11 protein-coding genes are annotated in these 14,942 nt (G+C 63.8%); 7 read left to right on the top strand and 4 right to left on the bottom strand.

The window, feature by feature from the left end; all coding sequences use genetic code 11:
- From QM694_RS09270 to QM694_RS09245, 6 genes are all read left to right on the top strand, one after another.
- Complete coding sequence (locus QM694_RS09270) at nucleotides 1-405, top strand: carboxymuconolactone decarboxylase family protein (RefSeq protein WP_415006651.1); 405 nt, start codon at nucleotides 1-3, stop codon at nucleotides 403-405.
- A 71-nt stretch (nucleotides 406-476) separates the two neighbouring features.
- On the top strand, nucleotides 477-1,457 hold the full coding sequence (locus tag QM694_RS09265) for an ABC transporter permease (RefSeq protein ID WP_415006650.1): 981 nt from the start codon (nucleotides 477-479) through the stop codon (nucleotides 1,455-1,457).
- 15 nt (nucleotides 1,458-1,472) lie between these two features.
- Nucleotides 1,473-2,504, top strand: coding sequence for a sugar ABC transporter substrate-binding protein (locus QM694_RS09260; RefSeq protein ID WP_415006649.1), 1,032 nt, complete (start codon nucleotides 1,473-1,475; stop codon nucleotides 2,502-2,504).
- Nucleotides 2,505-2,570: 66 nt separating this feature from the next.
- Entirely contained in the window at nucleotides 2,571-4,694 is a 2,124-nt protein-coding gene (locus QM694_RS09255; protein WP_415006648.1) for an ABC transporter permease, read from the top strand.
- On the top strand, nucleotides 4,691-5,731 hold the full coding sequence (locus QM694_RS09250) for a hypothetical protein (protein ID WP_415006647.1): 1,041 nt from the start codon (nucleotides 4,691-4,693) through the stop codon (nucleotides 5,729-5,731). Before QM694_RS09255 ends, QM694_RS09250 begins: the two co-directional genes overlap by 4 nt.
- The gene (locus tag QM694_RS09245) at nucleotides 5,731-7,230 is read left to right on the top strand and encodes a sugar ABC transporter ATP-binding protein (RefSeq protein WP_415006646.1); all 1,500 of its coding nucleotides are present in this window, start codon (nucleotides 5,731-5,733) and stop codon (nucleotides 7,228-7,230) included. Before QM694_RS09250 ends, QM694_RS09245 begins: the two co-directional genes overlap by 1 nt.
- 187 nt (nucleotides 7,231-7,417) lie before the next feature.
- On the opposite strand, the gene QM694_RS09240 is transcribed toward QM694_RS09245, so the two are convergent.
- The 3 genes from QM694_RS09240 to mgtA form a co-directional block, all read right to left on the bottom strand.
- Nucleotides 7,418-7,873, bottom strand: coding sequence for an acyl-CoA thioesterase (locus tag QM694_RS09240; RefSeq protein ID WP_415006645.1), 456 nt, complete (start codon nucleotides 7,871-7,873; stop codon nucleotides 7,418-7,420).
- Nucleotides 7,873-9,717, bottom strand: coding sequence for a dihydroxy-acid dehydratase (gene ilvD / locus QM694_RS09235; RefSeq protein WP_415006644.1), 1,845 nt, complete (start codon nucleotides 9,715-9,717; stop codon nucleotides 7,873-7,875). Before ilvD ends, QM694_RS09240 begins: the two co-directional genes overlap by 1 nt.
- A gap of 103 nt (nucleotides 9,718-9,820) precedes the next feature.
- Nucleotides 9,821-12,379, bottom strand: a complete 2,559-nt coding sequence (gene mgtA, locus QM694_RS09230) for a magnesium-translocating P-type ATPase (protein WP_415006643.1) — start codon at nucleotides 12,377-12,379, stop codon at nucleotides 9,821-9,823.
- Between the two features lie 96 nt (nucleotides 12,380-12,475).
- On the opposite strand from mgtA, the gene QM694_RS09225 reads away from it, so the two are divergent.
- The gene (locus QM694_RS09225) at nucleotides 12,476-13,255 is read left to right on the top strand and encodes a hypothetical protein (RefSeq protein WP_415006642.1); all 780 of its coding nucleotides are present in this window, start codon (nucleotides 12,476-12,478) and stop codon (nucleotides 13,253-13,255) included.
- Between the two features lie 204 nt (nucleotides 13,256-13,459).
- Here the strand turns inward: QM694_RS09225 and QM694_RS09220 are convergent, their stop codons facing one another.
- Nucleotides 13,460-14,941 carry a glycerol-3-phosphate dehydrogenase gene (locus QM694_RS09220; RefSeq protein WP_415006641.1) on the bottom strand — a complete coding sequence of 494 codons (1,482 nt, stop codon included), beginning with the start codon at nucleotides 14,939-14,941 and terminating at the stop codon, nucleotides 13,460-13,462.
- Nucleotide 14,942 lies beyond the last annotated feature (1 nt).

Raw genomic sequence — 14,942 nt, 5'->3', positions numbered from 1 at the left:
ATGTCCACCATCAAGCTGCCTGAAAACCCGGAAGCGAATCCGCGCGTGAAAGCGGTGTTCGACGATATCCGCGCCACCCGCAAAAGCGACTTCATCAATAATTTCTGGCTCTATCTCGCCTTCGATCCGGCGCTCCTGGAAGAGACATGGCAGGGCGTGAAATCCGTGATGGCCGTCCCTTCGGCGCTCGATCCGCTCACCAAGGAGCTTCTCTATATCGCCGTGTCGATCACCAATTCCTGCCGCTACTGTGTGCACTCCCACACAGCGGCGGCGCGCGCCAAGGGCATGACGGATGAAATCTATGCCGATCTCCTGCGGGTGGTTTCAACCGCAGGGCGCACCAACCAGATCCTGAACGCCATCCAGATTCCGGTCGATGAGAAATTTGAGGCCGACACTTGACGTAGCGCCGGGTTGACGCGCCCCCGTCCGGGGTTGCACAGTCGCCGCAACAAAAAATGCAGGAGCAGGGGATGGCGGGGAAGACCGGGCAATTTGCCTGGACGCAGGAGCGCATTGTTCTGGCGCTCGCCGTGCTGGTGTTCGCCGTTTCGGCCATCATGCTCCGGGGCTTTCTCGAGCCCAACAATCTGATCTCCATCGTGCGCAGCGTGTCGGTGCTGGGCATCCTCGCGGTGGGCATGTCCATCGTCATCATCGGCCGCGGAATCGATCTCGCCGCCGTCGCCATCATGGCCATGTCGGCGGCGTGGTATCTGCAGATGCTCAGCGATGGCTGGAGCGATGGCGCGGCGCTCGCCATCACCATCGGCGGCGTGCTGCTGATCGGTTTGGTGAATGGTTTTCTCATCGCCTATGCCGATGTGCCGGCGATTTTCGCCACGCTGGCCAGCGGCGCTTTCGTGTTCGGCTATGTGCGCTCGCAGCTGATCGCCCAGGACGCGGTGCCAGTGCCCAATGGCCACTGGCTGGAAAGCATTGGCCGCGCCCGCTTCCTCGACATTCCGGCGGAGGTTTTCATCTTCGCCGGCATCGTGTTCGCCGCCTATCTGTTCCTGCGCTTCTCGAAATGGGGGCGCTACGTCTATTACATGGGCGATAATTTTCTCGCCGCCCGCAACATGGGCATTCCGGTGCGGCCGATGATCATGCTGCGCTATGTGATCTCGGCGCTGATCGCACTCGCGGCGGGGCTTCTCACCGCATCGAGCCTGCACTCCATCAACACCCGCGTCGTCAATTCCACGCTGCTCTACGACATCATCCTCGTGGTGGTGATCGGCGGCATCGGGCTTTCGGGCGGCAAGGGCGGCATGCGCAATGTGGTGGTGGGGGCGCTGCTCATCGGCATCATGCTCAATGCCATGACCATTCTCGATATTCCCAATATCTACCAGAACCTCATCAAGGCGACGATTTTGCTCATCGCGATCATCGTCGACAGCCTCTTGAATCCGCGCGATGAACAAACGGCCCAGCAGGGCGATATCTAGACAGGGAGAACAACCATGAACTGGAAGACCATTCTGGCCTCGGCCGCCGCCGCTTCGTTGCTCGCTTTCGCAACGCCAGCCTTCGCGGAAGACTATGACGTGGGCGCAGGCCCCGCCACCTATGCCAAGGCGATGGCGGGCAAGCGCGTGGTGCTGATCCCCATGGCCATGGGCTTCGACCTGGCGCAGGGCTGGGCCGCCATCCTCAAGCGCGAGGTCACGGCCTTCGGCGGCACCTTTGAAACCCGCGATCCCAACTGGAGCATCGAGGCGGGCGCCCAGGCGATCACCGACGTGATTTCTTCCGACCAGAAGCCCGATGTGCTGGTCGTCATGTCCTTCGATCTCAACTCCTACACCAAGCTTCTGAAGAAGGCGCAGGAGCAGGGCATCTATGTCATCCTCATCGACAATCCGTCGAACTTCGCGGCGGATGCCTATGTGGGCGGCGACTGGTCGCGCCTTGGCCAGATGGAGGCGGAAGCCGTCATCAAGGGCTGCGGCGCCAATTCGTCCAAGAAGATCGGCCTCGTTCAGGGTGACGAGGTGAACGCCACCAGCCTCTATCAATATGCGGGCATTATGCAGGTGCTCGACAAGAACCCGGACTTCAAGGTCGTCGCCAAGCCCGACTCGAACTGGGATCCGAACACGGCGCGCAATGTCACCACCACCATGCTGCAGCAGAACCCCGACCTCTGCGGCATCATCGATTTCTGGGATGGTGACGCAACGGGCACCGCAGCGGCCATCGCTGACGCGGGCAAGAAGGACCAGATCTATCTCGTCACCACCGGCGGCGGCGAGGAAACCACGGATTGCAAGCTGCTCTCCGACGGCACCTTCGACGCCGTTGTTTCGACCGAGCTTTACAATGAAAGCGAGGCCATGGTGGCGATGATCAAGTATCTCCTTCAGAGCGGCCAGAAGCCCGGCACTTCTTCGCCTTACATCTACTCCCTGATGACGACCATCACCAAGGACACGATGAACCCGCGGAGCTGCTGGAACCTCAAGGCGCTGCAGGCCGCGGCGGAAGCCAAGTAAGCAAACCCCGCACACGCTCCATGGCCGGGCGCAACCGTCCGGCCATGGCTCATTTCAGGATTGCCGATGACGACCCGCGAAGACATCCAGCGCTGGCGCTATAATTTCATTCCCGATCATCTGATCGGTGAACTCCTCAGCAAGCGCTGGGCCGACAATGCCATTCCTTTCCTCGCCATGGTGGCGACGGTGGTGGGGTTCGGCATCGCCATTCCCGGCTTCTTCAAGCCGGAAGCGCTGGTTGGCTCGACGCGGCAGCTCGGTGAATTTTCCATCGTCGTCACCGGCCTCACGGTGGTCATGCTGGCGGGCGGCATCGATCTCTCCGTCAGTTCGATCTTCGCGCTCGCCGCCTTTTCGTCGGTGGCGTCGCTGTTCATCTTCGGTCTGCCGGTGTGGGTGGCGCTTCTGGCGGCGCTGGCGACGGGTGCGCTGTTTGGCGCGGTGAACGGCTATCTCATCGGTTTCCTGCGCCTGCGCGCCTTCCTCACCACGCTGGTCACGCTGGTCATCGGCCGCGCGGTCTATGACATCATGATCGTCAACTTCGCGTCCAAGGTGCAGCTCTCGGACGTCACCTCGGACATCTGGGATTACATTGGCGACGGCACCTTCCTGCATCTACCGATCAGTCTCATCACCGCCATCGTCATCGCCGTCATCGCCCATATTGCGCTCACACGCTCGCGTCCGGGCTGGCACATCCTGGCGGTCGGCGGGTCCAGGCGTTCCGCGCATAACAGCGGCATCCGCGTGCGCGAGACGGTGTTCATCTCCTATGTGATCTCCGGCATCTGCGCCGGTCTTGCGGGCTTCCTCATCGCCTGCCGCCTCAGCGGCGCGGGGCCGGGCACCGGGCAAAATCTTGAAATTCTCGCTCTCACCGCCGCCGTGGTGGGCGGCAACAGTCTGGGCGGCGGGCGCGGCTCCATCGTCAAGGCCATCATGGGCGCCATCATCGTGCTGGTGATGACCAATGGCCTGATCCGCCTTGGCTATGGCACCGGCACCAACCAGATGGTGCTGGGCCTCATGCTGGCCGCCGCCGTCACGCTCGACATCCGCTGGCTCAAAAACCGCCACAAGGTGCTGGACGAAGTCTATGTCGCGCCCATCTATCACCGCATGGGCGAAACGCAATCGGCGGTGCCGGGCTCGGGCTCGCCCTATGCGCTCAACAACAAGATCGCCAAGACGGATTACATCGGCCTTGGCGAACTTGAAGGCCCCGAGGACGTGATCCTCGACCGCGACGATCATCTCTATTGCGGCACAAGGCATGGCGAGATCGTCCGCTTCTTCGCGCCAGACTACACCCGTTCGGAAATCTTCGCCCATACCGGCGGCTTTCCCTTGGGCCTCGCCTTCGACAAGGAGGGCACGCTTCTCTCCTGCGTCGGAGCCATGGGGCTTTACGGCATTTCCAGAGCGGGCGAGGTGAAGCAGCTTTCGGCGGAAACCAACCGCTCCTATACGTCCATCGTCGATGATGCGCGGCTGCGCGATCCCAACGACCTTGACGTGGCGCCCGACGGCAAGATCTATTTCACCGATTCAACCACACGCTATGACGCCCATGACTGGGCGCTGGATTCAATCGAGAGCCGCCCCACCGCGCGGCTTCTGGTGTTCGATCCAAAAACCGGCGAAACCAAAACGCTGCTCGATGACTACCGCTATGCCAATGGCGTGTGCATGGCGCATGACGGAAAATCGCTGTTCTTCGCCGAAAGCTGGGCCTGCCGCGTGCACCGCTACTGGCTTGAAGGCCCCAAGGCCGGCACCGCCGAATGCGTCATCAAAGACATGCCCGGCTATCCCGACAACATCAATAGGGCGAGCGACGGCACTTACTGGATGGCGTGGCTCGGCATGCGCACGCCCAGCTTCGATCTGGCGCTCCGCCATCCCGGCTTCCGCAAGCGCATGACGCGCCGCCTGCCGCAGGATGAATGGCTGTTCCCCAACATCAACACTGGCGGCGTGGTGAAGTTCAACGAAGCCGGCCAGATCGTCGAGACGATGGGCGACATGACGGGGGTGAGCCATCCGATGGTCACCTCGATGCGCGAGCATAAAGGCTATCTCTATATCGGCGGCATCCTCAACAACCGCATCGGCCGCTATAAAATTCCGGGTGCCGATCCCAACTGGACGAGCAACGACTCCTATTGGGGGCCACGCCCATGATCCTCGATCCGCTGCTTGACCTCTTTCGCGGGCGTGCCATCACCATTCCGCCCATGGATGGGGCGCTCAAGCCCAACACGCTGCTCGATGAAGCCGATGCGCTGCGCGCCGCCGAAGCGCCAGACTCGCTGGCCGTGCGCGGCGATCAGGTGCTTTATTGCAGCGGCAACGAGGTGCGCTCGCTGGCCACTGGTGCCGTCATCGCGTCCTTCCCTGCCGCCATCACGGCGCTTGCCGTTTCGGCCTCCGGCGCTTTGGCGGCGGGGCTTGAATCGGGCGCGGTGCTGCTCGATGGCACTGAGGTGCAAGGTTTCAATTGCCCCGTCGCCATGGCCTTCGGCGGCGATGGCGCGCTTTATGTCTGCAATGGATCGGCCGATCTCGCGCCATCGCAATGGGCCACCGATCTCATGCGCCGCAACGCAGGCGGTTCCGTCTGGCGCGTCGATCCCAAGACGCGCGCGCGCAGTTCTCTCGCCACCGGCCTCGCTTTTCCCTTCGGCATCGCGGTTGACGAGGCGCAGCAGCGCCTCATCGTCAGCGAAAGCTGGCATTACCGCATCATCGCCATTCCGCTGGGCGGCGGAAAGCCGCAGGCCCTTCTCAGCACGCTCCCCGGCTATCCCGCCCGCCTCATGCCGTCAGGCGATGGCTATGTGCTGGCGCTCTTCGCGCCGCGCAACCGCCTCATCGAATTCGTGTTGCGCGAGGATCACTACCGTATGGACATGATGGCCGAAATCGACAGCCGCTACTGGATCGCGCCATCGCTTTCCGCCAGCCACAGCTTTCTCGAGCCGTTGCAGAATGGCGGCGTGCGCACCATGGGCATCCACAAGCCATGGTCGCCGTCGCGCTCCTACGGGCTGGTGGTGGAACTCGACAGCGCGCTGCAACCCCTTGCCAGCTATCACAGCCGCGCCAATGGCACGCGCCATGGCGTCACGAGCGCCATCCGCCATGAGGGGCGCATCATCGCGGCGTCGCGCGGCGGCAATGTCATTCTGGGCCTTGAGCCCCAGGGCGGAGGCGCGTGATGGCCCCGATCATCGAAATGCGGAAGATCACCAAATCCTATCGCGGCGTTCCCGCCGTGAAGGAGGTTGATTTCACGCTGGAGAAGGGCGAAATCCACGCGCTGCTGGGCGAAAACGGCGCGGGAAAATCCACCCTCACCAAGATAATGGCGGGCGTGGTGGAGGCGAGTTCCGGCGAGATGCTCTACCGCGGCAAGCCCGTCGCCTATGCCTCGCCCCATGCGGCGCTCGAAGACGGCATCGCCATGGTGTTTCAGGAGACGAGCCTCGTCCCCTCGATGACGGTGGCGCAGAACATCTATCTGGGCGAGGAAAAATTCCTCAACCGCCTGCGCGGCATCTACATTTCGGCCCAGCAGTTCCTGCAATCCCTCAACTTCACCGTCGATCCTTCAGCCACTGTCGCCACGCTGGGCGCCGCCAAGCGGCAGATGGTGGAGATCGCCCGCGCCGTCCATCACAAGGCCGAGGTCATCATCTTCGATGAGCCGACCGCCACCCTCACGCCGGAGGAGAAGCGGCATTTCTTCGCGCTCATGAAGCGGCTCAAGAAAAGCGGCGTTTCCATCATCTTCATCACCCACGCGCTGGAAGAGGCGCTGGCCCAGGCCGACCGCATCACCATCCTCCGCGATGGCGAGCGCGTGGCGAGCGGGCCTGTCGCCGAATTCGACCGCGACAAGGTGGTGCGCGCCATGGTGGGCCGCGCTTTGTCCAACGAGATTTATAATTCCGTGCGGGGGCCGGAGCAGATCCGGCGGCGCGGCAAGAAGGTCCTGTCGGTGCAGGACATTTCCATGGGCAACATGGTGCGCAACAATTCCTTCTCGATCTTCGAAGGCCAGATCACCGGCATTTTCGGGCTCATCGGTTCGGGCCGCACCGAGACGTTCAAGATCGTGTCGGGCATCGCCAAGCGCGATTTCCTGCGCGGCGGCGACATCGAACTCGAAGGCCGGCGCGTGCGCTACAATGTGCCGGTCGAGGCGGTGAGGGACGGCATCGTCTACGTCACCGAGGACCGCAAGCTCGAAGGCTTCTTTGAAACCATGTCGATCGCCGAGAATTTCTACTCCGGCCTTCTGGCGGCGGGGCTGGAAAAATCCGCCATCATCAACTTCGCCGAAATGCGCGCGCTGTCGGCGGAATGGTCGAAGACGCTGAACGTCAAGGCCATCAACGACAATGCGCGCGTGGTGGAGCTGTCGGGCGGCAACCAGCAGAAGGTGGTGATTGGCAAGGGCCTCATCCAGAAGCCGCGCATCGTCATCTTCGACGAGCCGACGCGCGGTGTCGACGTGGGCGCCATCGCCGAAATTCACCAGATCATCAACCGCCTCGCCGACCAGGGCCTCGCGGTGGTGGTGATCTCTTCCTACCTGCCCGAAATCATGAACCTGTCAGACCGCATTCTGGTCTTCCGGCAAGGCCGCGTGGTGGAGGAAATCTCGCCCCTCGACGCGACGCAGGAAAAGATCATGTACGCCGCGGTGCATTGAGGGGTTTGACCGTGATGTCCTCGCCCCTCGATAGAGGGGAGAGGAAAGGGGCCCGCCGCGAAGCGGTGGGAGAGGAGAGGGGCCAACGGATGTTCTGGCAAAGAGACCGGGTGCCCCTCATCTCCCCCATCGCTAACGCGATGGGTCCCCTTCTTCTCCCCGCTCACGCGGGGCGAAGACGAAGTCCTCAAACCTCCGCCGCCGGCTCCAGCTCCTTCACCAGCCGCCGCACCTCATCCGGATAGGCCACGGTCGTCCCGCTCTTCTGGTCGAACAGCACCAGCACAAGTTCGGCCTCGAACGCCTGCTTGCCCTTGGTCCACACGCCATATTGCACGGTGGCGCTGGTGCGGCCGATGCGCAGCGTGCGGCAGCACACCAGCACATGATCGGCGAAGGAAATCTGGCCCAAATAGCGCGCGGTGATCTGGGCGATCATCGTGCTCGGCCTGTCATAGGAGGGCGTGCCAAGGCCGATCGCCTCGCAATAATGCACGCGCAATGTCTCGCACCACAGAAGCGAGGCGGTGTGGTTGGCGTGACCCAGCATGTCGCAGTCGCGCCATTCCACCACGCGTTCCTCGCCGAAGTTCCAGCCTTCGGGCGCGCCGTAACGCTGGCGCATCGCATCCGATATCCGCATCAGGGAACCTTCCGCACGGCGCCGGTGGCGGCGCTGGTGGCAAAGGCGGCATAGGCGCGAAGGGCGGTGGTCACCTTGCGTGGGCGCTTTTCATGCGGCGTCCAGGCATCCTTGCCGCGCGCCTCCTCGGCCTTGCGGCGCTTGGCGATCTCGGCGTCATCGACGGCCAGATGAATGGTGCGGTTGGGAATGTCGATGTCGATGCGGTCGCCCGCCTGCACGAGGCCGATCAATCCGCCTTCCTCTGCCTCGGGCGAGGCATGGCCGATCGAGAGGCCCGAGGTTCCGCCCGAGAAGCGGCCATCGGTGACGAGCGCGCAGGCCTTGCCCAGCCCTTTCGATTTCAGATAGCTGGTGGGATAAAGCATCTCCTGCATGCCGGGCCCGCCGCGCGGGCCTTCATAGCGGATCACCACCACGTCGCCCGCCTTCACCTTCCCCGTCAGGATGCCGCTCACCGCCGCGTCCTGGCTTTCAAACACCACGGCGGGGCCGGAGAATTTGAGGATCGATTCATCGACGCCCGCCGTCTTCACGATGCAGCCGTCGAGCGCCAGATTGCCCTTCAGCACGGCAAGTCCGCCATCCTTCGAGAACGGCGTCTTGGCGCTGCGGATCACGCCCTTCTCGCGGTCAAGATCAAGCTCGTCCCAGCGGCGAGACTGGCTAAAGGCCACCTGCGAGGGCACGCCGCCCGGTGCGGCGAGGAAGAAGTCGCGCACGCTCTGCGAATTGCTGCGCGAAATATCCCAGCGGTTGATCGCCTCTCCCAGCGTCGGCGTGTGGACGGTCGGCACATCGGTTTCGAGCAGCCCGGCGCGCTCAAGCTGGCCCAGGATCGCCATGATGCCGCCGGCCCGGTGCACGTCTTCCATGTGCACGTTGGATTTGGCGGGCGCCACCTTGCACAGCACCGGCACGCGGCGCGACAGCTTGTCGATATGTTCCAGCGTGAAATCGATTTCGCCTTCATGGGCAGCGGCGAGGATGTGTAGCACCGTATTGGTGGAGCCGCCCATGGCGATGTCGAGCGCCATGGCATTGTGAAACGCCTTCACGCCCGCCACGTTGCGCGGCAGCACGCTCTCGTCATTCTGCTCGTAATAGCGCCGCGCCAGATCGACGATCAGGTGTCCCGCCTCGAGGAACAGGCGCTTCCTGTCGGAATGGGTGGCCAGCGTGGAACCATTGCCGGGCAGCGAAAGGCCCAGCGCCTCGGTCAGGCAGTTCATGGAATTGGCGGTGAACATGCCGGAGCACGATCCGCAGGTGGGGCAGGCCGAGCGTTCGATGGTCTTCACGTCCTCGTCCGACACGCGGTCGTCGGCGGCGGCCACCATGGCGTCAATCAGGTCGAGCGTTTTCACCTCGCCGGTCGGGGCCAGGTATTTTCCCGCCTCCATCGGCCCGCCCGAGACGAACACGGCGGGAATGTTGAGGCGCAAGGCCGCCATCAGCATGCCGGGGGTGATCTTGTCGCAATTGGAGATGCACACCATCGCATCGGCGCAATGGGCGTTGACCATATATTCCACGCTGTCGGCGATCACCTCGCGCGAGGGCAGCGAATAGAGCATGCCGTCATGGCCCATGGCGATGCCGTCATCCACCGCGATGGTGTTGAACTCCTTGGCGACGCCGCCCGCCGCCTCGATCTCGCGGGCCACCATTTGGCCCAGATCCTTCAGGTGCACATGGCCCGGCACGAATTGCGTGAAGGAGTTGACGACGGCGATGATCGGCTTGCCGAAGTCGCCGTCCTTCATGCCGGTGGCGCGCCACAGGCCGCGGGCGCCGGCCATGTTGCGGCCATGGGTGGTGGTGCGTGAACGATAGGCGGGCATGTCTGGCCTCTTGGGAGACGGGGTTGCTGGCCGGGGTTTTAGCGAAAGCGGCGGGGCTGGCCAAGGAAAAGCGGCGCGGGGCTCGATTGAGCGGAATGCAGGCTCAGGCCGTGCTTCGCCGCGAAAGCCAGCTGTAATAGAGCGCCTTGGCGATCTCGGTGGTCAGCACATAGGCCACGGCGATCAGCACCAGAACGCCCAGCACCGAGAGGGGCAGGGGCACGAAGCCAAACAATCGCGCCACCAGCGGAATATAGGGAAGCCCCAGGGCCAGGCCCGCGACGGCGGCGGAGAGAAGCAGCAGCGCATTGCCTGGACGGCTTTGCCAGGCAGGCTTGCGGGTCCTGAGCACCAGCACGATCACCACCTCCGTCAAGAGCGATACGGTGAACCAGGCCGTCTGGAATTCGGCTTCGCGCGCGGTGAAGCCATAGAGCAGAACGGCAAAAGTGATCAAATCGAAGACCGAGCTCAACGGTCCGAACACCAGCATGAAGCGCTGCACGTCCCTGATGCTCCAGCGCTGCACGCCGGAAATGCGTTCGGCATCCACATTATCGCCGGCAATCGCCATGGAGGGCAGATCGGAGAGAAAATTGTTGAGCAGGATCTGTTTGGCAAGGAGCGGCAGGAAGGGCAGCAGGGGGGTTGCCAGCGCCATGCTCAGCATGTTGCCGAAATTGGCGCTGGTGGTCATGGAAATATATTTCATCGTGTTGGCGAAGGTGCGCCTGCCGCTTTCAACGCCCATGCGCAGCACGTTCAGATCGCGCTTCAAGAGAATGATATCAGCGGTCTGCCGCGCCACATCCACCGCCGTATCGACGGAAATGCCGATGTCGGCGGCGCGGAGCGCCGGCGCGTCATTGATGCCGTCGCCCATATAGCCCACCGCGTGCCCGCGCTTTTGAAGCGCGGTGATGATGCGCTCCTTCTGCTGCGGGTCGATCTCGGCAAAGAGCGTCGCCTTCTCCACCATCACCGGCAGCGCGTCGGGCGGGGCGGCGGCGATTTCGGGGCCGGTCAGCAACTGGCCGGAGGGAATGCCCAGCGCGTCCGCCACATGGCGCGTCACCGGCGCATTGTCGCCGCTGATCACTTTCAGCGAAATGCCAAGCGCAGCGAGGGACGCGATGGCGGCGCGGGCTTCCGCCTTGGGCGGATCGGCGAAGAGCAGGAAGCCCTCCAGCACCATATCATTTTCATCGGCCAGCGTGTAATCGGGCTTGATCTCTGCTTCTTTGGTGGCCAGCGCCAGCAGGCGGAAGCCTTGCCCGCATTGCTGGTCGAGATAGGCTGAAAGCGCGGCGCGCCCGGCCTTATCGAGTGGCACCACGGTCTTGCCATCGCGCCATGATCCGCATACGGCGAGAATGGTGGCGAAGGAGCCCTTGGTGATCATCAGCGCCTTGCCCGGTGTGGCTGGGCTTTCGATCACGATCGTCAGCCGCTTGCGAGTAAAGTCATAGGGGATTTCATCCAGCTTTTTTGCGCCTTCGCCGCTGATGCCGCGCGCCTTGCCCGCCTCCAGCAGAGCCTGATCCATGGGATTGTCGATGCCGGTTTCGAGCGCCGCGTTGGTCACCGCCAGCCTCAGCACCGCGTCATCGGCAGCGCCCCGGCAATCGACGGCGGCGTCCACGCGCACCGCGCCTTCGGTCAGCGTGCCGGTTTTATCCGTACACAGAATATTTATGCTACCCAGATTCTCCAGCGCCTCGAGGCGGCGCACGATCACGCCTTCCTTCGCCATGGCGCGGGCGCCGGTCGAAAGCGTTACCGTTACGATGGCGGGCAGCAGTTCGGGCGTCATGCCGATCGCCAGCGCCACGGCGAAGAGCAGGGATTCGATCAGCGGCCGGTGCAGCAGCTGGCTGGTGATCAGCACGAACAGCACCATGACGATCATCACGCGGATCAGCAGATAGCCGAAATGCTTTATGCCGCGCGCGAACTCGGTTTCACCCTCGGCGCCGGTGATCATGCGGGCGACGTTGCCCACTTCCGTGGCCCTGCCCGTCGCCGTTATCAGCACCGAGGCCGTGCCGCTCCGCACCGAGGTGCCGCCGAACACGCAATTCAGCCGCTTGGCCAGCGGCGCTTCGGGCGCGGATGTGCCGGGGCGCTTTTCCACCGGCATGGATTCGCCCGTCAGCGTGGCCTCGCTCACCAGAAAATCGCTGGCCTTCAGCACCACGCCGTCGGCAGGCACCAGGTTTCCCGCCGCCAGCTCCACGATGTCGCCCTTGACGATGGTGACGGCGGGCACCGTTTCAACCGCGCCGCCGCGCCGCACCTTTGCCGAAAGCGCCAGCCGCTTCTTGAGTTCAAGCAGCGCCGTCGAGGCCTTGTATTCCTGGCTGAAGCCCAAAAGAGCGCTCGCCGCCACAACCGTCACGATGATGATCGCGTCCGACCATTCGCGGAGCGTCATGGCAAGGCCTGCGCCAAACAGCAGCACCAGTACCATCGGGCTTTCCACCTGCCGGAGCAGCAGCCGCAGCGCCCGGTGGCGGTTTTCGTCTTCGAGGCTGTTCGGCCCGTCCGCCGCCAGCCGCGATGCCGCCTCCGCATCGGACAATCCGTTTTCGGAACTGCCGAACGCCTTCAGCAGCGCCGGTTGGTCCAGCGCCCAGACGGGGGATGAAACAGGTTCAGCCATGCCTCATGTTAGGACGAAGGCCCGGCGCTGGGTCAATTCTTTATCCTGTCACAGCCCTCACTTGACGATGACGGGGCCTCCGGCTGAAATGGCGGCATGACCATCGCCTTCCGCACCGCCGATAATCTTGCCGCCCATGCCGTGTGCGCCGCCGCAGGGCTCCGTGACAGCCTGCGCGCCGCGCAGTTCTATGTCCGCGACCTTGCCCACGCCGATGGGCAAACGGCGGGCCAGCAGACCAGCGCCACGTTTCTCTCGCGCAGCGTGGCGGGCTTGGCGCGGCTGGCCGACCGCTTCATGACCTGGGGCGCCAACACCTCGATCCGGCTCATCCTGCCGTCGTGGCGGAAGCTCCCGTCGCCCTTCACGCCGGGGCTGATGGATGAAGTGTCATCTGCCGTGCGCGAGAACAGCCTGCTGCACAATCCGCTGTTCAATTCCTATTTCTTCCGCGCCGCCATCCATATTGTCGAGCATTATTCGAAGCCGCCCTATCTGGTGCTGGAGCATCGCGTCGATGCGGCGCGGCGGCAACTCGCGCAGGATGCCCAGCCGAAGCAGTCGGAGACGGAATTCCTGGCGCGTGTGCTCTTGGCGCTGTCGGAGGCGCATCTGATCGCCAAGACCGGCCCGTCGCGGCTGGGGCGCAGGCTGTTCGAGACGGTTGATCCCAATGTGGCGGTGCCGGCCATCGCCTGCGTCAGCCTGCTCTTCGCGGGCGAGGGCCAGCCCATCGAGCAGCTCGACGACGACCAGTTCTTCGCCATCGTCGGCGCGCTGATCCTGCCAAGGCTTGAAACGCTCGCCGCCCTCATCGACACCCGCGACACACAAGCCATCGCCCAAGAGCTGGCCGCCATCAAGGCGATTTATTGAAAAAGGTCCTCGCCCCTCGTGAGAGGGGAGAGGGCGAGCCCTCGCGAGCGCCGCGCAGCGGCAGGGACGGGACCCGTTGCGAAGCAACGGGGAGGAGAGGGGCCAACGGATGTTTTAACAGAATCCGGGTGCCCATCATCTCCCCCATCGCTCGCGCGATGGGTCCCCTTCTTCTCCCCGCTCGCGCGAAGCGAAGACGAAGAGCTACTTCCCCACAAACTTTTCCACCGCCTTGCGCTCGGCCGCTGTCAGGTGCAGGCCGTGCTTGGTGCGGCGGTCGAGGATGTCGGCCGAGGTCTCGGCCCATTCGGCGCGCTTCAGGTAATCGATCTCGGCTTCATGGAGCGTTGCGCCGAAGTGCTGGCCCAGATCGGCAAGCCCCGTCGCCGGGCCGATCAGCTCCTGCGCTTTCGACCCATAAAGCCTCGCATAGTGATGGCGCACATCGGCGGGTAGCCACGGGTACTGGTTGGCGAGCGTTTTCACCAGCCCGTCGAAGCCTTGGGGCATGTCGCCGCCGGGCAGCTTGGCCTTGGCCGTCCAGTCGCCCTTCATGGCGGGGAAGAAGGGTTTCAGCTTCTGCAGCGCGTGTTCGGCGAGCTTGCGGTATGTCGTGATCTTGCCGCCGAACACCGAGAGCAGCGGCGGCGTGCCCGTCACGTCGAACACATAGTCGCGCGTCACGGCGGAAGGGTTTTCGGCATTGTCGTCGGAGAGCGGGCGCACGCCTGAAAAGCTGTAGCGCACGTCGGCTGGCGTCAGGGCCGTCTTCATATAGCGGTTCACGGCGGCGAGCAGGTAATCCACCTCCCCGCCGTCGATCGCCACATCCTCGGCGCGGCCGCCATAGGGAATGTCGGTGGTGCCGATCAGCGCCATGTCCCGTTCGTAAGGGTTGACGAAGATCACCCGCTTGTCGTGGTTCTGCAGCAGATAGGCCTGCGGGCCCTCCCAGAACTTCTTCACGACGATATGGCTGCCCTTCACCAGCCTCACCTTGCGCGCCGAGTTCGCCCCTACCACGCCGGTGATGACGTTCTCGACCCATGGCCCAGCGGCGTTCACCAGCGCCTTCGCGCGCGCCTTGCTGTTCACGCCGTCGGCCGAGGTGAAGACGATCTCCCAGTGATCGCCGGTGCGGCGGGCGGAGGTTGCTGCCGTGCGGGTGAGGATGGAGGCGCCCAGGTCGCGGGCGGCGATGGCGTTCAGCACCACGAGGCGGGCGTCATCGACCCAGCAGTCGGAATATTCAAAGGCGCGCCTGAACTCCGGCTTGATGGGCTTTCCCTCCGGGTCGCGCGCGAGGTCGAGTGTGCGGCAGCCGGGCAATTGCTCGCGGCCGCCCAGATGGTCGTAGAGAAAGAGACCCAGACGCACCAGCCAGGCCGGGCGCTGCTCGGGCGAATGCGGCAACACGAAGCGCATCGGCCACACGATATGGGGCGCGGCGCGCAGCAGCACCTCGCGCTCGATCAGCGCCTCGCGCACCAGCCGGAATTCATAATATTCGAGATAGCGGAGGCCGCCATGGATCAGCTTGCCGGAGCGCGAGGAGGTGCCTTCCGCCAGATCGCCCTTCTCGCAGAGGATCACCGACAGCCCGCGCCCCGCCGCATCGCGCGCGATGCCTGCGCCATTCACGCCGCCGCCGATGACGGCGAGGTCGACGGAGCCCAGGTCCTTCATC

Origin of the sequence: Aestuariivirga sp., assembly GCF_047602625.1 — a bacterium.
GTDB lineage: Bacteria > Pseudomonadota > Alphaproteobacteria > Rhizobiales > Aestuariivirgaceae > Aestuariivirga.
This window is presented reverse-complemented; position numbering and strand designations above follow the sequence as displayed.